The sequence below is a fragment of the Agrobacterium vitis genome, from assembly GCF_014926405.1.
Taxonomy (GTDB): Bacteria; Pseudomonadota; Alphaproteobacteria; order Rhizobiales; family Rhizobiaceae; genus Allorhizobium; species Allorhizobium vitis_H.
This window is the reverse complement of sequence record NZ_JACXXJ020000005.1, coordinates 1,033,071-1,051,112: the sequence shown is the minus strand read 5'-3', so window position 1 is coordinate 1,051,112 and position 18,042 is coordinate 1,033,071. Positions and strand designations below refer to the sequence as shown.

19 protein-coding genes are annotated in these 18,042 nt (G+C 59.4%); all 19 read right to left on the bottom strand.

What is annotated here, in order from left to right:
- Positions 1-2: 2 nt before the first annotated feature.
- A complete protein-coding gene (locus IEI95_RS16045) occupies positions 3-1,265 on the bottom strand; it encodes a phage tail sheath protein (protein ID WP_194416746.1) in 1,263 nt (420 codons plus the stop codon).
- A 97-nt stretch (positions 1,266-1,362) separates the two neighbouring features.
- The gene (locus tag IEI95_RS16040) at positions 1,363-1,587 is read right to left on the bottom strand and encodes a hypothetical protein (protein ID WP_194416745.1); all 225 of its coding nucleotides are present in this window, start codon (positions 1,585-1,587) and stop codon (positions 1,363-1,365) included.
- A complete protein-coding gene (locus IEI95_RS16035) occupies positions 1,587-2,744 on the bottom strand; it encodes a hypothetical protein (protein WP_194416744.1) in 1,158 nt (385 codons plus the stop codon). The genes IEI95_RS16040 and IEI95_RS16035 overlap by 1 nt, the downstream gene beginning before the upstream one ends.
- 9 nt (positions 2,745-2,753) lie before the next feature.
- Entirely contained in the window at positions 2,754-5,963 is a 3,210-nt protein-coding gene (locus tag IEI95_RS16030) for a DUF4815 domain-containing protein (protein WP_194416743.1), read from the bottom strand.
- A 12-nt stretch (positions 5,964-5,975) separates the two neighbouring features.
- Positions 5,976-7,109, bottom strand: a complete 1,134-nt coding sequence (locus IEI95_RS16025) for a phage tail protein (RefSeq protein ID WP_194416742.1) — start codon at positions 7,107-7,109, stop codon at positions 5,976-5,978.
- Positions 7,106-7,963, bottom strand: a complete 858-nt coding sequence (locus IEI95_RS16020) for a baseplate J/gp47 family protein (protein WP_194416741.1) — start codon at positions 7,961-7,963, stop codon at positions 7,106-7,108. The genes IEI95_RS16025 and IEI95_RS16020 overlap by 4 nt, the downstream gene beginning before the upstream one ends.
- A 3-nt stretch (positions 7,964-7,966) precedes the next feature.
- Positions 7,967-8,362: a GPW/gp25 family protein gene (locus IEI95_RS16015; RefSeq protein WP_070150702.1), complete on the bottom strand. Its 396-nt coding sequence runs from the start codon at positions 8,360-8,362 to the stop codon at positions 7,967-7,969.
- Positions 8,359-8,901: a phage baseplate assembly protein V gene (locus tag IEI95_RS16010; protein ID WP_194416740.1), complete on the bottom strand. Its 543-nt coding sequence runs from the start codon at positions 8,899-8,901 to the stop codon at positions 8,359-8,361. The genes IEI95_RS16015 and IEI95_RS16010 overlap by 4 nt, the downstream gene beginning before the upstream one ends.
- Positions 8,898-9,683, bottom strand: a complete 786-nt coding sequence (locus tag IEI95_RS16005; RefSeq protein WP_194416739.1) for a hypothetical protein — start codon at positions 9,681-9,683, stop codon at positions 8,898-8,900. Before IEI95_RS16005 ends, IEI95_RS16010 begins: the two co-directional genes overlap by 4 nt.
- Positions 9,684-9,685: 2 nt before the next feature.
- Positions 9,686-10,057 carry a hypothetical protein gene (locus IEI95_RS16000; protein WP_156544815.1) on the bottom strand — a complete coding sequence of 124 codons (372 nt, stop codon included), beginning with the start codon at positions 10,055-10,057 and terminating at the stop codon, positions 9,686-9,688.
- A 3-nt stretch (positions 10,058-10,060) separates the two neighbouring features.
- Complete coding sequence (locus IEI95_RS15995; protein ID WP_194416738.1) at positions 10,061-10,519, bottom strand: hypothetical protein; 459 nt, start codon at positions 10,517-10,519, stop codon at positions 10,061-10,063.
- A gap of 67 nt (positions 10,520-10,586) precedes the next feature.
- A complete protein-coding gene (locus tag IEI95_RS15990) occupies positions 10,587-11,597 on the bottom strand; it encodes a major capsid protein (protein WP_194416737.1) in 1,011 nt (336 codons plus the stop codon).
- Positions 11,598-11,609: 12 nt separating this feature from the next.
- Positions 11,610-11,990 carry a head decoration protein gene (locus IEI95_RS15985; protein WP_194416736.1) on the bottom strand — a complete coding sequence of 127 codons (381 nt, stop codon included), beginning with the start codon at positions 11,988-11,990 and terminating at the stop codon, positions 11,610-11,612.
- Between the two features lie 2 nt (positions 11,991-11,992).
- Positions 11,993-12,448: a hypothetical protein gene (locus IEI95_RS15980; RefSeq protein ID WP_194416735.1), complete on the bottom strand. Its 456-nt coding sequence runs from the start codon at positions 12,446-12,448 to the stop codon at positions 11,993-11,995.
- A 145-nt stretch (positions 12,449-12,593) separates the two neighbouring features.
- A complete protein-coding gene (locus IEI95_RS15975) occupies positions 12,594-13,514 on the bottom strand; it encodes a S49 family peptidase (RefSeq protein ID WP_156533379.1) in 921 nt (306 codons plus the stop codon).
- A gap of 10 nt (positions 13,515-13,524) precedes the next feature.
- Positions 13,525-13,791: a hypothetical protein gene (locus tag IEI95_RS15970; protein ID WP_194416734.1), complete on the bottom strand. Its 267-nt coding sequence runs from the start codon at positions 13,789-13,791 to the stop codon at positions 13,525-13,527.
- A complete protein-coding gene (locus IEI95_RS15965; RefSeq protein ID WP_194416733.1) occupies positions 13,791-15,428 on the bottom strand; it encodes a phage portal protein in 1,638 nt (545 codons plus the stop codon). Before IEI95_RS15965 ends, IEI95_RS15970 begins: the two co-directional genes overlap by 1 nt.
- Positions 15,425-17,440 carry a terminase gpA endonuclease subunit gene (locus IEI95_RS15960; RefSeq protein ID WP_194416732.1) on the bottom strand — a complete coding sequence of 672 codons (2,016 nt, stop codon included), beginning with the start codon at positions 17,438-17,440 and terminating at the stop codon, positions 15,425-15,427. Before IEI95_RS15960 ends, IEI95_RS15965 begins: the two co-directional genes overlap by 4 nt.
- Positions 17,437-18,039 carry a hypothetical protein gene (locus IEI95_RS15955; RefSeq protein ID WP_194416731.1) on the bottom strand — a complete coding sequence of 201 codons (603 nt, stop codon included), beginning with the start codon at positions 18,037-18,039 and terminating at the stop codon, positions 17,437-17,439. Before IEI95_RS15955 ends, IEI95_RS15960 begins: the two co-directional genes overlap by 4 nt.
- Positions 18,040-18,042: the final 3 nt, after the last annotated feature.

Here is an 18,042-nt window from a genome sequence, read left to right as displayed (position 1 = left end):
GGTCAGGCGTTCTGTGCCGCCAAGATTTCATCGATGGTGGCATCCAGCGCCGCCGCGTAAGGCCGCGAGGCCACGGTCAAGCGCTTGAAGACCGGGGCTTCCTCGAACTGCATATCCACGTAGATATGCCCGGCGCGCAGGTCGCTGGCATTGTTCTTGGATGGGTCGAACCGCGCCCGGAACCCGAGGATATCGCCGTTTGACTGCCGGTTCTGCAGGATGGTGGAAATGGTGTTGACGACAGACTGGATGGTCTGTGTGGTCAGATTGTACTTGCCGAGGTAGGAGCGCACGGTGCGCAGCACGGTCAGCTCGACAAAGTCGCGGCCACGGACCTTGTGATACTGGTCCCAGACGCTTTCCTCGGACAGATTGTCCGTGCCGATAAAGACGAAACCGCCATCGGAAATCGAGAAATCGTCGCCGCTCTCACCCCGGACGATAATGCCGCCATGCACCGCCAGGATCTGCTGGCCCTCTGTCGAGCCGTCCGTGAGCGAAAACCGCAGGTTCTTCTCGACGCCGGTAATTCCATAGACCGTCTGGTTGGCAATGGACTTGAACGGCGAGCCGTCGTTCTCGTAATCGCGGCGCACGAAGAGACCGGCTACACGCGGGCTCATCGGCCGCAACACATCCGTGCCGGTGCTATCAGTGGCATAGACGCCCCCGGAAACAGGAATGATCCGCATACCGGCATGGTTTTCGACCCAGTTGGTAAAGTCGTCCAGTCCAGCCGGGCCATCGGCAATCACTTGCGCCAGGATCTGGTTAGCCACGGTCGGCAACGAAGCCAGCACAGGGTTGGCGGCGCCATCGGCATGGGTCTTGGTAAAGCCCGGGCAAATCAGCAGGCGGGGATAAACCCCGACATCCGGACCGGCATCGAGAAAAGCATAGATGCCCGTGCCTGCCACCGAGGTGCCCGTGATATTGGCCATGGTCGCCGCATCGTCGACACCCTCGGCAACACGGACAACCACCAGGGTCGCCGCCGTCTGATAGCTGCCAAGCTGATCGTTGATGCCTTCGACCGCGTCGATGAAGCCGCCATCCTGATCGCAGAGCGCCAGAATGCTGGTGTCATTGCTGTTCAGCTTGACGCAGGTGTTCAGCGGAAACGCCGTGTTGAACGCCGTCTGATCGGCGCTGGCGGCCTTATCGATCGGCATGCAAATGCCAACGACGCTCATCTGCGCTTTCGAGGCCGTCGTCGCCTCGTTGGCGCTTCGGTTGATGGTAATGCCAAATGTCGGGTCGGTCATGACCGAAGCTCCTATTGCTGATAAGCCCCGGCCAGCGGGCAAATACGGCCATAAAAAAAGCCGCCAGAAAGGCGGCCGGATCGGGTGGGGTCAGTGGTCAGGTGGGCGGTTTCCAGGTGCCGACAGATTTCCCGGCGGCGATCCACTCGGTGATCGCAGCCCGAACCTCAACCGCCATTCCATAGGTGTCGCCGGGGCGGCTGCCATAGGTGCCGGAAACCTCTGTTCCGTCCTCGTTTTTGAAGACGATGGAGGCCACATAGAATTTGTCTTCCGTGGTCCTGTCGACGGCAGTCAGTCGCGCAAAACTCAGCTTCAACATTATCCAGCCCTCTGCACCAGGGAGATATTCGATCCCGCCGCATTGCCTGCGGAAAACCATATGCCACTGAGAACAGCCCCGGCCTTGCTGTCATTGGCGGTCACGTAGCTGAATGAGTTGTCCGACTTGAGACAAGGCACCTGTTGCGTATTGCGCACCGGAAGCCCGCCATTGGTTGAAACCAGCAGAACCCTGCCGACCGGAAAGTTGATTTCATTCACAGCACCACCCTGAAAGACTTCTGCTGCGACGAAACCAAGAGGATGGTCATGACCGGTATTGTCCACCGTGCCGGTCGTGCTGTTGCTGATCGGCTTGGCAGCCCCAAGTGAAATCGTCCGGTCCGCGCTAAGATCACCACCACCCGACATACCAACACCCGCCGAAACCTTGCGGACAAGCGGCGCATACATGGTGGAAAGATTCGAGATCGCCGACGATATCGAGGTCACGGCACTTGAAATCGCCGTGGCGACGAAGGCGGTGTTCGCGATCCTCGTGTTGCTGCTGCCCGGCGTTTGCGTCGGTGCAGTCGGGTTGCCGGTAAACGCCGGGCTTGCCAGTGACGCCTTATTCGAAAGATCGGATGCCACAGAGGCGGCAAAGTTCTTGTCCCCGCCAAGCGCTGCAAACAGCTTGGCCAGGGTATTGCCATCCGCCACCACGCCGCCGAGGATCGTCGCCTTAATCGCCTGGACCCATCCGGTCGTCGGGATCTTCTGCGAATTATCATCAACCTCAGGCGTGACCGTCGTCGGTGTCCCGGTCAGATTGGCACTGTCCAGCGGGGCGCGGGTACTGATCAGCGCCGTCAGTCCGGTCACCGCATCCGCATCGCCAAGTGCGGCCTGCAACTCGGTAATGGTGGCAATCGCGCCTTCCGCATCGGACAGGAACTGCGAAAGCGCCGCCTTCACATGAGCGGTCGTAGCAAGCGTAGCATTGTTGGCCGTGGCCGGCTGTGTCGGCGCGGTCGGGGTGCCGCTGAAGGCCGGACTGTCAATGGCAGCCTTCAGCGCCAGAGCGGTCAAGATGCTGGCAACATCTACATCGATGGCCGTCAGTGCGCTGATCAGCCTGGCAACATCATGCGCCATGGTGTTTTCGATGTTTGGCAGCGGATAGTCGCGGTTGCTTGTCTCAAGATCGACGGTCATGTTCTACCCTCAAAACGTCCAGGCGCGCAGGTCGGCAATGGCAGGGCGGGCCGCCGGCGTTCCGGTCAGCACCATTTTCAATCGTCCACCATCCGGCGCGGCATGGCTGGCAATTTTATAGGTGTATTCCACCCAGCCATCGTCCAGGGCCTCGGCCTTCGATAGGGACGCCGGAGAAAATGTGCCATCATTCGCATCGGCCGATACAGCCACCGTTGACCCATTTGGCAGCAGGCCGGAAAACACCACATTCAGCTCGACGCCCGATCCCATGGTGAAGCTGCGGCCGACATAGTCGCCCATTGCCCGCATGGTTCCAAAAATCACCGTGACATCCTTGTTCAGCAGCGGCGAAACCTTCGACGTGCCGGATAGAACAGCCGTGATAGTTACGGTTCCGGTGGCAAAATAATCCAGCTCCAGCGTCTGATCGACAGAGACCGTGTAGGTCGTATAGGTCGTGACGCCATCGGTTACCTTTGGCACCTTCACCTGAAACACCACGGAACAACTGCTTTCCGGCAGAATGACATCGGAGCGGATCAGAATGTCGGACACGTCAGCCACGACGAAATCACCGATGGCAATGCTTTTGGTGATCGGCGAAAAAACGGCGGCCCGCATCTTGAAACTGATGTCGCTGGACGGATGCAGCAGCCAGCTTTCATTGTTCGACCCGGAAAACCGGTCGCCAATCGTATAGGGCTGCGATGTCACCCACGCCTGCGCGCCAGAATCGAAGTCACCAAGCGTGGCGATCCCGATGGAATGGCTGGCATCGTCCGTGCGCAGCTTGAAGGCCAGATAGGTATCGGCAGGATTGTAGACCGGGCAATCCAGCGCCGCTTTCGTCCAGTCCCCGGTGGCAACGGAATTCATATCGATCCGCTTGTTGGCAAACACCGAATTGGTCGGAAAGCCGTTTTCCATTTCCACGAAATCGATATCAACAGGCTTGGAGCGGGTGCCGATGGCGCAGAATTTCACATCCAGCGACGTGATATAGCGCCCCTCAGTCAAAGCGTAGCTCTGCGCCTGCGGGTCGGAACTGTTATGGCCGCCACTCTCATGCTCACGGGTCACGGTCACAGTCGAAAATCGCTCAATGACGGTGGTGGTTTGCGTGGTCGTCGTTTCCAACCGGCCTTCACCCCGGAAGGTCGCCGACGCCGAAAGCCCTGCCCCACCAACCGCTTCGATCTTCTTGGTTCCAGCCGACACATTGGCCGGGATCTGGAACGTGCCGGTGGCCTTGCCGTTCACATCGGCGACGATCCCGCCCGGGTTCACGTCCAGCCCGTCGAAGGTGAGGCCCGACAGGTTCTCGCCGCCACCCATGCCGGTGATTTCGAAACCAATGTCGATCTGGCGCAGATAGGCAATCACCGTGCTGGTCGTGGTGGATGACACGGTCGAGGATCGGACACGGCTTTCGTTACCGGAGCCGAACACCTGCGTAACCGCCGAAAGCGAAACCGTCTGGGTTTCAGTCCAATAATCCGTCGACGGGTCAATGGTGATTTCGAACGGGACCGGGTTGAAATTCTGGTAGGGATTAATCTTTTCGCAAGCCGTATAAAGTTCCTGCGAAACAACCACTTCCTCGCTGTAGTCCAGCAACCCCCAATCAGCCAGCCGAACGGACCGCACATCGGCGTCAATTGCCACCTGCATAGAGCCGTCGAACACTGCTGCCGTCTGGGCGACCCCGAAATCCCGGTAGCTGTCATCCCAAAGAGGATCGGTAAACACCCCCAGCGTCGGCCCGGCAGAACGGGCATTGGCGTCGGATTTCAGCCGCTCGATCAGCACCAAGTCGATCACCTCGGAAAGCCTGTCCTGAAGATAGTTCAGCCGCTTGTATCCAATAGCCCGGGTCGCATCGTTGTTGATAACAGGCGTGCCATACCAATCATTCTGCACCGTGCAGAGCGACAAGGCATCTTCCGGCTCGGCGGGCGCATGCGGATTGGCAACCGAGGATATACCCTTAAGATAGGATAGCGAACCATCGGAGGAGATCAGGATGCGGTCATAGCGCGGCAATTTGTAGGAATATTCGAGGAACATATCCGTCCCATCGACACCGCCAGAAACCACAATCGTGGTCGAGGTGAAGCTGTCAGGTACAACATTATCATAATAGCGATAGGTCACCTGATAGCTCGACCCGGTCGCGGGCTCGGCACCAGCGGGAGACCAGTTCACGCTGTCACCGGATCGGATGTAATCGGTGTCCACCACATAGGTGGTCGAGAGCTGCACCACGCTGATGATGCTGACCACGCCGGTATCGGGCAGCGCGTCGGAAGAGCCACCGACACCCTTGGAGAGCGTCACAGTCTTCTGCCGGGTGATCACGATATCCTCGATAGCCGCAATCGGCGGGCGGCGAACGGTAATGGTGACCGTACCCGTGCCGCCGCTCGCAAAGGTATGGCCTTCCAGGCTGACCGATGCCACATCAGGTTCTTCCGCCACGGTCAGGCGGTTGTCGCTGCCACGGGTGACTTTCGTCCCCTGCACGTTGCAGACACCGGCGCCCACGGAAAACACCTGCGCGGCTCCTGTCTTGCCAAGCGCCGTGACGACACAGCCACGCACCACATAATTGCCATGGGCATCATAATCATAGGTGCCGATCTGCTTTTGCACACCGGTCAGCGTCGGCGGGGCATCCTGCGAAATCACAGAACCGTCGCGCAACATGGCATAGCTGTAGAAATCGCCCTCGCCGCCATCCGTCGCCGTCGCCCAGGTGATCGCCATATTGGTGCGCACCGCACCTTCTTCGCCGTAGCCTTCCGTGCCAGCGCCAAGGCCATAGAAAATACTGTCATCCGCCGCCGTCAGGGGCGAAGTCACAACCCGTACACCCAAGGAAACATCGCCGGTCATCGCAACACCCGTCAACGTCCGGGCGTCAACGCTACGCGGCGCACCCTTCAGATAGATCGAGCCCTGCGTGATCAGCACGGTTCCAGTATCCACGTCGACGACAATATCAGCGCCAGACAGCCGGTCGCCATCGGAGGCGACCAGATCACCAATCGCGCTGCGTTTCTTTTCCTCGATGGAAAATGCCTCATTGATATCGGCACCCTGCGCAAAGTCACCTTCGCCGAAATAGACGCGATCAATGCCCGGCCGATCCGCCGACCGGTCATGCACATTGGCAAGATCCGGGTACGTCCCGGTATCGAAAACATTGGTTGTCATGGATAAATCCTATTAGCCGAGGCTCAGAGCAGGGTTTGCGTAATGCACCGGCACGATCTGGATCGGATTGATGGTCAGCGTCACGGTCATCAACTCGCGCACCGTCCTGAAAAATGTCAGCGCGAAATTGGTTTTCCCAACCTCGACACCAGATCCGGCAATCACCTCGGAAGGCTCCAGCCAGGCCTTGTAAGGTTTGACGCCATCGGACAGCTCCAGCCCGTAGATGATGCTGATCTTCGACACGGTCTTCCCGGCCCCATTCCCGAATCTGGTCCGGACCTTATAAGCGACGGTCACCAGGTCATCGTCTGCGTCCGTCTGGTTTTCCGCCGCCATGATCACCCGGGCATAGCCGATCACATCCCCACCAGCGGCATAAAATGCGATAAAGGCAGTCTGCTGCAACAAAAGCCATGCCTTCATGGTCGTCGACGATCCGGCAGCCGACCACGGAATTGTCGCCTGCGACCACGCAATGCCGGGCCATCCCCCATCGCCAAAAGCCGAAAGCAGATCATTCCAGCCGAACAATTCCCATTCGTAGAACGTATCCTCGATGGCAACCGAATGGCTGCGGCCATGGCTCCATTTCACCGGATTGCCATCGATCCGTGTACCCGACGAATCTCCCCACAAGGCCCCGCCCCAGCGCTGACGGCTCCAGGCAAGGCCCCGAACGTCATAACCGAAATAGCCGCGGAAGAATTCCGCCCGGGCCGGGTCCGATAGATCGGCCAGATACCAGGCATTATACAGCCGCTGCACCTCGTCATCGCCGGGCAATTCACCCATGGCGATCTGATAAAGATGCCAGCGGCGGCGGCCCTTCACCTGGTCTTCGAGACGCGCGCCATAATAGGCAATCCAGCGCAGCGCATCGAGAACGGCTTTCGGCGTCCCGCGAATTCTCTGCCAGGCCCGGCCGGTATCGATCAGGTCTTCTGCTGTCGCAAAGAAATCGGCAATCGGCCCGAGCCCATATTCCTGCACCAGATAGGGCGCCACAGTCGCATTCAGCGGGCGCTGGTAGCGAAACCCGCGCACCGCCTCGATATCGCCAAGCGTGGCGTCGTAGGGATCGGTGGCAACGGCCAGCGCCTCTTCCAGCACCGTCGAATTGCTGGGAACAATCACCGCCGTCATTTCGAGCGACCCTTATAGGCAAGGGTGATCGTGCCGAATGTCGCCGCAGAATTGCTATCCATTACCACATCGACGGCGGGCGCGGTGATCGACACCTTGGAGACACCTGACACCATCAGTTTGGCAATCAGCCAGGCCCGGTTTATGTCGAAGCCGAAGCCTCCCTCGCTATCGAGCGCAGCCCGCAACACGGCTTCCAGACCATCGAACACGGCAACCGGCGTATCCGGCAACAGCCAGACATCCGCCACGACATCAACCGTGGTCTTGGTGCCAGACACAACGGACACGATATCATTCACGCACCGGACCGCGCTGGAGGTGACTTTCGCCGAGACCTGCGCCAGCAGCGCCGAAGATGGCACGCCACCCTCCGCAGTCGACAGAATGGCAACCTCAATTTCCGGGCCGCTGCCAGTCCGGTAAACCGCAACCGCATCCACTTCGGACGAAACCGACCGGGCCTGATAGGCATACCATTCTTCCGACCCTGCCGTGGATGATCCCTGATCGGCCAGCACGATACGCGACCGCAACTGCGCATCTGTCTCACCGGTCAAGCGGGTCACGCCATGGTCGGCGGCAAGAGCATCAAGATCGGCCCCGGCGGCAAACGCCAGCAGATTGGATTTCAGCACATCGTTGAAAGACGCATACAGCGCCGCCCGCTGATAGGCCTGAAACTCGATCTGCACGGCAATCGGCTCACCCTCCAGCGAGACAATCCCGGTCACATCCACACCGTAATTGTCTTGCGCCCATGCAACAAAGGCGGTCGCCATGGTGGTAATCATCGCCTCCGCATCGATGCTTTGCAGCATCTGCGGGGTCGGCAGTGTCGTCAGATCGACCATGATTTACCCTGCGATGATGGTTGAGGTTCCGTCAGAACCGAATGAAAGCGAAACTTCACCGGCTTCGGTCAGGTCGCCAAGATGCGCCCGTGGCCGATAGGTGCCGCGAATGGTCCAGGTCGAGTTTCCCTTGCGATCCAGCGCGTCCATGGTGACTTTGGTAGGCTTGAAGCGCGGTTCGAACAGCTCGATAGCCAACACCAAGGCCCAGCGGAATTTCAGGATCGTCTGCACATTCGCCGTCTGTCCAAGAATGGTTGGCACGGGCGATCCGACATATTCGCGCAAGACCCGCTCGAAATACCGGGTGGTCAGCAGCTTGCCGATGGCAACCACCACGCTATCCCAGCCGGAAACCCACTTTCCAGTCTCCGGGTCCATGCCGTATTGCGTACTCATTCCGCAAAAACCTTTTCCGAAGCCTCGACGATAGGCCACAGACCGGCAGACGAACCGCTGGATACGCGCACCCGGTCACCCAGCCGCGCCACCCGCTTGCCATCCGTCCCGGCCAGATTGACCCGCTCTCCATGCAGCTCTGTTACCCCGCCATTGTCGGAAAACCCGATCAGGCCGGAACCGAACGACGACAGGATGCGGGCATCAAGCGCCGAAGACGGCGCGCCATTGGCATCCGAAAACGTCAACGGTACCGCCACGCCCTGGCGCATATCGCCAAACGGCGACAGCAATATCATTTGCTGACCCTCGGATGGTGGCCGCCAGCTCTTTTCCGCACCCGCCACCTCCGACCATGGCCGCCATGGCGTCAGGAATTCGTTGCCAGCATCGCCCGCCAGTTTCATCCGCAGGCGGCGGCTATCGCCGTCGACCGCGTGAACCGTGCCGACCCGCTGCATGCCCTGCACCGCACGGCGCAAGCCTGCAACCTCGGCCTTCAGCTCAAGGATGATGTTGACAAGCACCTGGTCGCTCATGCGCCCGGAACCTCGATTTCCCCGGCGATGTTCAACGACACGTCGCTGATCAGAACTTCGATGCCATCATCCGGCGTGCCAACCCCGATCAGGGCGGGAACCGGCTTGGTGACGCCCAGCATCGCCTGCACCTCTTCCCATTTGGCAAGACCGGCGCCACCAGCCAGCGAGGCCGAGAAGATCCGCGCCAGATCGGCATATTCGTCCGTTGCGGTCATTTTCGCCAACCCGGTCGCAATCACCTCTGGAACATCCTGCCTCAATGATGGCTCGGCAATCGGGTCGAGCGTGACTTCAATGATCCGGGCCGCATGCTTTCGCCCGCTTTCCGGATCGACCATGCGAACATCGCTGATCCGCCCGAAATCGCCGATAAGACCAAGCAGGATCTGGGACCATTCATTTGCCGGGTCCGACAAAGCCAGCCGCCATTGCCGGTCCATCAGGTTCAAACTTGCTTCCAGCGCCGCATCCGTGGTGCCAATTTCCAGCATGGACATGCTGCCCGGACCGCCGTTTTCATCTTCCACCGCGACCGAAACAGATTTCGCCACGGCCATCTGCAATTGCAGCGTCATGCTGACATCCGTGCGAAACAGGCCGTCGCCAGTCGATGGGCTGAGGCTGTCCTCGACAGAAACGGCGATGATTGGCTTCGGGTCATCATCCATGATTAATGGCAACGCCATGATCAAACTGTCCTTGACGCGATCCTCGGCAATGGTCCGCCCAAGCAGTGCTTCCGTCGCGGCAATCTGGATCAGCTGGCGAACAACACCCATGATTAGACCTCCGACAGCCAGAAAATCACGCCGGCGCCAGCATCCTCGCCGGGTCGCACGACTTCGAAGACATCGCCGTTGGCACGCGAGATCTGGTCACCCTGTTTGGGCAACCAGGCAAGTGCTGCCCGGTCAAAGCTGACCGTCTTGGTTGCCGCACCCACGGTGGCGCGGCTGCGCACCACATCACCGCCACCCAATGCCGTATCGTCAGGCACGGAATCGAACCGCGCCATGACGCCGGTCTGCAAATCGCGGGACAGGTCGCGCCCCGACTTCATTTTGCTGATCGTCATCGGCGTGATGGTCGCGGGCTCACCAAGCAGAGCCCGCGTCATCGATGGCAAGGCAGCACGGGCAGCAGCGATATCCATGGATCAGGCCTTGCCCTGGCTGGACAGATCCAGCTGCTTGGCCTCATCAGCCGCCTTCTTATCAGCTGCGGCCTGCTCTGCCTTGGCTTTGGCTGCGGACTCTTCTTCGGCTTTCACCTTGGCAGCGGCTTCGTCAGCCGCCTTCTTGTCCGCAGCATCCTGTTCAGCCTTGGCCTTCGCGGCGGCCTCTTCTTCGGCCTTTGCCTTGGCAGCAGCTTCCTCGGCAGCCTTGTTGACGGCTGCGTACTGCTGTGCTTTGGCCCATGCCGCCGCATCGTCCTCTTCGTCGTCATCCTCATAGAGATAGGCGAACTTGTCGTCGATGAGCTGCTGGGCATAATCAGCCGGCACATCACGCGGGACGCGGGCAGCAACCCGTTCGTCCTTTTCCGCAGACATGACGGATGCAGGCAGAATACCGCCGGTTTTAAATGCGATCTTCAATGTCTCTTTCGAAGCCATTCGATCAACTCCTGTGAGAGGGGGAGAAATCGCCGGAAAACCGGCGATCATTTTGGCAAGGGGCTGATTAGGTGAGCTTCAGTGTCCGCAAGACAGCAGGCCGAGTGCAGATTGAAATCGCATTCATCTGCACTTCCAGATCCCGGCCTTTGCCGTTCGGCTTGGGTGTCGCACGGCTGTAGAACGGCAAACCGCGCGTGTTCACCGTTTCTTCGTAATCGGCCGGTGCAAACCGAGTGATAAACAGGTCAGGCACACCCTTAATGGTCACCCGCGCTTCATCGGCGGCAATATAAGGAGAACCGAGATCTGCCGTGGCCTTTGCACCCGTCCGGTAGCGTTCCCAGGTAGCGCCACCCCAAGTAAACACATCCGGCACATCCTCGCGCAACACCGCAGCGCCAGAGTGGTAGAGGAATGTATCGGTCACCGACTTATGCGTCCAAAGAGCACGATGGAAATCACGTCCTGTAAAGTTGTGAATGCCTTCATACGGTTCATCGAGCGCGTCTTCGATGCTGTAAATAACGTTCTGAAACAGTTGGCCGACCTTGGTCGATTCAACATCCAGCTCCAGAGAGACAGACGCCGGAACAGCAATGCCGAATTTATCGTAGAGATTAGCGAGAACCTTGCCACTCTTCGATAGGACGATGCCTTTGATACCACCAACGCGCTGGTGTTCCAGAGTCATCGTCAAATCGGCGGCATGCCGCTGTGCCTTGCGGTTGACCCGATCCTCCAGCACTTCAAGCTGATCTTCCGTGCCAAATTCGCGGACGTTCTGGACTTCATCAGCCAAAATGCTGTCATCACGCTGATAATGCGGGATGATAAACGGCACCTTGGTTCGGTTTTCGTCATCCGTTGTTTCACCAGCACCGCCACGCGCGGTCGGCTCGACAAGCGCCAGCTTCCCCTCGCGCATTTCGACGGAAACCATCGTGGTGGAGACGCCGTCTTCCTCGTAGATACGGGAAGCGGAAACCTGACCAGGACGATAAGGGATGGAGTTGACAGCGGCGGTCAGGCTTTCAAGGCTGAAAGGATCGCCGGTATGGACATTCGGTGCAGGCATGATCGGGTCTCCTTATCGAGCCTTGATGTTGACGGTGCGCAGCTGCGCGATTTTGGCGGCACGCTTGGTGGCGTCATCGACGCTGCTATGCACCAGGAGCATCGGCTCCTTCGCCTCCGCATCGTTGGTGACGCAAAGCGCCTCCACGTCCGCGTCGGTCGCATCGACGCCGTAGCAGAGAATGGCCACAGCAGCTTCCGCGCCGGCAATGGCGGTCACCGAAGCATTCGGCGAATAGGTATATTTGCCGCCCGCCGTAATCTTGCCGAGGATGGTTCCCGCTTCCAGAACACCGGAACCGGAAGCAATTGTCAGAACCTCACGGGAAATGTACCCGTTGCCCTCCGAGAGGAGGAACGCGAGAGGACGCGCCTTTTCGGTAAATGTTTCCATGGTCAGGCTCCTTTCAGGGCCTCACGGCGCATCGCGTAGATGTCCGTGGCATTGATTTTCGGACCAGCCTTGGCCGATGACTGAGAAGCCCCGGGCATGGCAAGATTGGCGGCAGCAATACGCTGCTGCTCATAGGATGCGCCTGGCTGGGTAACCGGAGCCGCGGCGGCAGGCGCTGGAGCCGTAGCCGCAGCAGGTGCGGCGGTGTTGGCACCGGCAACATTGTCCGTCACAAATGCTACGACCTGATCGGCCGTCATGCCGGGGGCCGTGCTGGCGAGTTCGAGGGCGGCGCTCATACGGGCGCCGTCACCCTTGATGCCGTCTGCCGACAGGATCGCATTGATCCGGGTCATGGCAGCCTGTACGCCATCGGCACCAACCTGAACGGCGGGAACGACGGCGGCGGTTGCTCCGGTCGCGGAAGCCGCGCCGGGCACTGTCTGATTTACAGACATGTCACCTCCAGTGGTTGATGCCTCAGGGATCAGAGGCGCTTCGGATAAGGACGCATTTGCGTCCAGCTCACCCTCGTCGAGGGCAAGGGGGTGCGATCCCGGAGAAACAATCCCCCGGATCGTGGCAATCAAACTGGTCATGGGATCAACTCCGGTTAACTTCCTTCACGAAGGCGTCGAACGCCTCGATGGGATCGCCGATGGCATCCACCAAACCCATGGCAAGGGCCTGCTTTGCGTCATAAACATCGGCTTCAGACGCCAGCGCCTTCGCCTTGGTGATCCGGTTCTTGCGGCCCTTGGCGACGGTTTCGGCGAATTTATCCCGCATCTGGTCGGCCTGCGCTTGCCAGCGGTCGGCAACATCGGCGGACAATGGTTCGTAAGGGTTCCCATCCGCCTTTTTCTTGCCGGAGCGGATGATGGTGACCTTGATGCCATCCTGCTCAAGGGCTTGCGAATAATCGGCATGCATGATGATCACGCCAATGGACCCCGCCCCGCCAAATTCCGGCATGACGATGCCCCGCGCCTGCGATGCCAGCAGATACCCCGCCGAATAGGCAAAATCTGTCAGGATCGCCAGGGTCGGCTTTTCCCGCGAAAGCGCCTGCATGGCGGCGGCTGTTTCAAACCCGCCGTTCACCTCGCCGCCATAGCTGTCATATTCGAAGACCACGCCTTTGACGCCCGCATATTTACGGGCCGCCGCGACTTGAGCCTGCAAACCCTGGTAAGAGGTCTCGCCAGAGGCCGAACCGACCCACCCACCTTTATGGACAAGGCTGCCTTCGACCGGGATGATCGCAATGTTGTCGATCATGTCGAACGGCAACATATTGGCGCGCTGATAGGCTCGCTCCAGTCGGTTGCCAACCTTGCCCGCCAGCGGACGGCCATTGCCGAAAGCAACATGATCCGCAGCGCCCGCCGGGTTGGCGATGACGATGGTATCACCGGCGATCCGGCTGCCCATGCCCTGCAAGAAAGCTTCCGCCTTGCGCGGATCGTAGAGCAACGGTGTGTTGAACACCCGCTGCGCGATATGGCCATAGCGAAAACTCATGACTTTCCCTCTAAAACCGAAGCCGCCAGCGGCGATTGGGCCGCCGTCCGGTGGTCTTTTCCTGGCAGGCGGCGGCAAGCCGGTTCAATTCGGCGTCAAGCGCCGACAAATTGGCCGATGAAAACACCACCTGGTCGCGGGTGACAGGTGACTGAATCGACATCTGGCTGACATGTTCGCCCGCCAAAGCCCTCAACTTCACCGAATACAGCGCCTTAAACAGGGCGCAGGGATCGTCCTGGTCGACCTCGACACCGTTGATCTTCACCAGCGCCATCACGCACCCGCCGTCTGTTCCTGGCTTGCGCCAGATTCGTTGGTGCCGGCTGGATCGCTTGGCAAGCCGCGCTCGAAAGGTGAAGCCATCCCCGCTTCCTTGTAGCGATTATGCCACCGGAGACGGCTTTCAAACCGCTCCTCGGCATCGCCGCCCAATTCGCTGATTTCCTCGGTTAGGTCGCCGGTTCCGTTGGCGATCCGCTCGCTGGAAGCCTTGGCCCGCTTCAAATCGTCGGCTGTCGGCTTGGCAGGGCCGTTGCACAGCGCCCATTGCACCGCATCACGGTTGGCGCGGTAGACTTCGAGACCGCCCTTGAAGGGAATACGCCCCTCCTCGATCATCTCATCCAGCCAACTACCGTAAGGCACAAGCACATGCGGCGCTGCAATCCGCTGGGTCCGGCGTTGGGCAATCGGCCAAAGCGCCGAATTCTCCATCATCGTCGAGGCATAGGTGGCAGCCGTATAGTCCAGCGTGTACCCGCCATAGCTGACACCAAGCGCGCGGGCCGTTTCCCGGTGCAGAGACGCCATGAAATCCTTGTAGTAGGAGCCAGGCGCCGTGATGTTCTTGAATTCAAGTTCCTCGCCGGGGGCGAGATGCGAAACACCTGCTCCGGCACCCATACGGATCTCCGATTCGGCAGCACGGTCCATCTGCGCACGAAAGTAATCGACAACGTCCTGCGCCATTTCCTTAGCCCCGTCCAAAGGACTGTCTTTGAGGCTTTCAAGCGCTTCAAATACCTCAGCGCTGGGCTTGTCACTTTTCAGAACCGCCGAATAGATGGTCTGCATGAACATGATCTGCGCCGTAGCGTCATCCGTGTTCTCGGCCATCAAATATTTCCGGAATGTCGGCACCAAAGGGGAAATCCCACGCACATCTTCGGCAGAAAACGGGTCGAATGCATGCAAGACAAGCTGCCGTCCATCCGCATCCGCCGCCGCATAGTCCACCGTATAGGTCATGCCGTCCCGGCATTCCTTGAAACGATAGACCTGCGGGCGACCATAGGCATCGTGGTATATGCCCTGATAGAGACCACTCATTTCGCTGGTATCCTGCACCAGCTTTTGCGGCGACAGCATCAACATTTTTGTACCGGTGCGGCAGCCAGGAAGGCGCTGCGCACGCGGCAGATACGAAACCACGCCGGTGCTTTCGCCGAATGCCAGCCAGTTGCGCATGCCGACATCTGTCTGCTGCGGAATGGTCAGCTTGGCACGGAAATCGCACTCACGCGGGTTCCAGCTCCAAGGCTTCCATTCCGCCTTCACCATTCGTGTCCAGGCTATAGATTCCATCTGATCGTAGCCGAGACGGCTCAAATCCGGCATCGGATTAAGTTGCAGCTCGACACCTATGGTATCGACCAGGATCTGGTCAGCGGTCCCGCGCAGCCGGCCGGAATTCTGCAACATATCCATGGCAAGGCCCGCCGCCCGCCACCAGATGCGCCGAACCTCGTCACGATGCTCCCGCAAAGACGCGGGACGCGAGGCAATGATACCGGACTGGCTATCGCGCATATAGGCGGACGAAGCGCGCCCGTTGCGGGGCGCACCAGTTGGGCGCACTGCGGGCGCGCTCACGCTACCCGCCTTCACCCTCACCCGTGGCTTTTCCGTCATTTGCGCTTTTTCCACCTGTTTTCAGTCGGTTTGTCTGCTCTGGCCTGCGCCGGTACCGACGACGCGGGCGCGGTAACCGGTATTTTCTGCGGCTCCGCTGGCCGATCCTCATGCAAGACCTTGTGGCTGGCCGAGGACAGCAGATCCGGCACAATCTCCGGCTCCAGCATGGCTCGCAGTCTTGCCCACTCGCTGGCATTCATTTTTGACAGGCCGAGGTGTTCCGCCATGGCCATCGCGTAGATGCGGCAATCGAGAAAGTGGTTATGCTCCCGCCGCTTTTTCCACTCTTCGTGCAGCTTGCCCTTCACCAAAGCCTGATGAAAATATTCCCCGGTGATCTGCTGGAAATATTCCTCGCCAAGCTCCTTATGGAAATGGCAATAGCCGGATGGGTCCTGCGCCTCTCCAGCCGCTAGACCAATCTTGTGCAAATTGCCGTAAAACTCTGCCTTCAATGACCATGTGCCGACCGGCCAGGACATCGCCGAACCGAACCGCTTGCGCTTGCCCCGTTTGGTAACGGTCTTGCGCGACGGCAGGCCGATGGCCGGTAGGCCTCGGCCTGGCTGGCCCTTCGTGGCATAGGCATTCGGATGGCGGCGGCACCATTCCATGACCTGGTTGGTTCGCCAGCCAGCATCAACCGCCAGTGCATCGATTTTCCGCAGCACCCCGAACGCATCCGGAAATTCCTGCGAAACGAATTCCTCAAACAGCAGCCAAGCGCCCGCTTGCGGGTTGTCCGTCGCGCCTTCGAAGAATTCGGCAAAGACGTTCCAGCTCTGGCGATCTTCCCCGAAAGCAACGCCTTCGCAGTAAATGCCGTAGCCCTGAACGTCTGCACCGGCCACAAACAGCAGTCCGCCAGATGGGATGACGCCGGGCTTGTAGTCTTCCCGCCGCTCCATCAGCCGCTTGTGGTCCGGTGCATTGCCCTTCATCTGATATGGCTTGGCCAGGATCAGATTATGGTAGTCCTTCGCGCCGGCCTCACCCTTTGCCTCGTAGCTGATCTTGTCCTCGGCAATCGCCTCGTAGGACATCATCAACGACATGAAGGCGTCGACATGGAAGCCAGGATGACGATCCGGCCCGGATAGAGACGGAATATACCGCCCTTCCCGCACCGCAGATACCCGCTCCATTTCCGAAATATGATGCCCGCATTTCACGCAACGCATCATAGATTTATGCGGCTGGCCCCGGTTGATCAGAAAATTCTGATCGTCCTGGACCTGCTCAACACCGCATTCCGGGCATTTGATATGCCAGAATCGCTGGTCCGAACGCCGGAACGAACGGTCGATACGGCAATGGCCAGGCCCCTCGCCCAGCGCATCGCCACTGTCCAATTCCGGCGTGGACAGCTCAAAAATCTTATAGGTCTTCTGACGGCGAAACGCCGTGAAGCGACCGAAGAACAGGTTTTCCGGATCAGCGCCATTCGGCAGCATGTTCCATTTGGACACCTCGTCCTTGACGCCAAACCGCGCCGTCTTCGCCGACAGATCCATGACCGTGTTGGCATTGGCCAGATAGATCGCACCGCCGGCGAATTTCTTCTCATACGTGGTCGATCCAACACCGGAACGGCTGGTCGACGGGTAGATCGTCTCTTTTTTCGTCTTCTTCTGCCAGGCGTCAATCAACGGCTGGAGCTTGCCAGAGTTGATGTCTTGCAGAGCATCGATGCCGGGAACGCCATACAGCGCGTTATCCGGGCAGGTCTCCGCAATATACATCATCCAGGACAAAGCCAGAATGGACACGCCCGTTTGCTGCGACTTTCGTACCGAAACCAGATTGCAAGGATGCTCCTGGCTCAGACATTGCGCGATCTCGACCAGATATGGCGCATCCGCCGCTGACCAAAGCTCACCCTTTTTCGGCCCGTCCACCAGCACGACATTATGGGTCAACCAGCGATCAAAGGGCACTGGCGGTGTCGGTCTGATGGCTGTCGCCAACGAAGACGCAACACCACGCAGCGCACCAGGATGAACGGTCACGCTTCCTCTTCCTCGATCAACGGATCACCGGTCGGCGCTTCGCTGGCAATCGCCTCCAGCTTGTTCGCCATCTCGTTACCCATCTCGAAAGCGATTTCCCGCAACAAGACCCGAACGCTATGCACGCCCTCTTTCGAGACAGCCAAGGCAATATCGTCCGCCCGGTTTGGCAGCCGCCGAAGAATCGCCTGTAATTCTGCGCCAATGGCAAGAACCGCAGCGTCCACTTTGTCCTTTCGAACAAGTTGTCCGCGTTCTTCCTGGTCCCGCAATCGCTCACGGCCAAGAGCCAACCACTCTCTCTGCCGGCGAGCCTCCTCCAGTCTGTCACCCTGCGGCACCTGCGGCCCTGCGCCTGCCGCCGCCTCATCTGACCCAATAGGCCGAACAGGCGCAGAGGCCTTGGCAGGGTTGATATAGCGCGCCCGGTAATGGTCGTAGTGCGCCAGAGACACTCGCATTACCTGCCCCTGCGGACCCCGATCAACCGGAGTATCCGGCTTGGCTTCCAGCAACTTCTTGACCGCCTTGGAAATCGCAGCCTTCGAAACACTGTCCCGCGCCGCAATTTCGGTGATTGACCACATCACATCAGACATCGA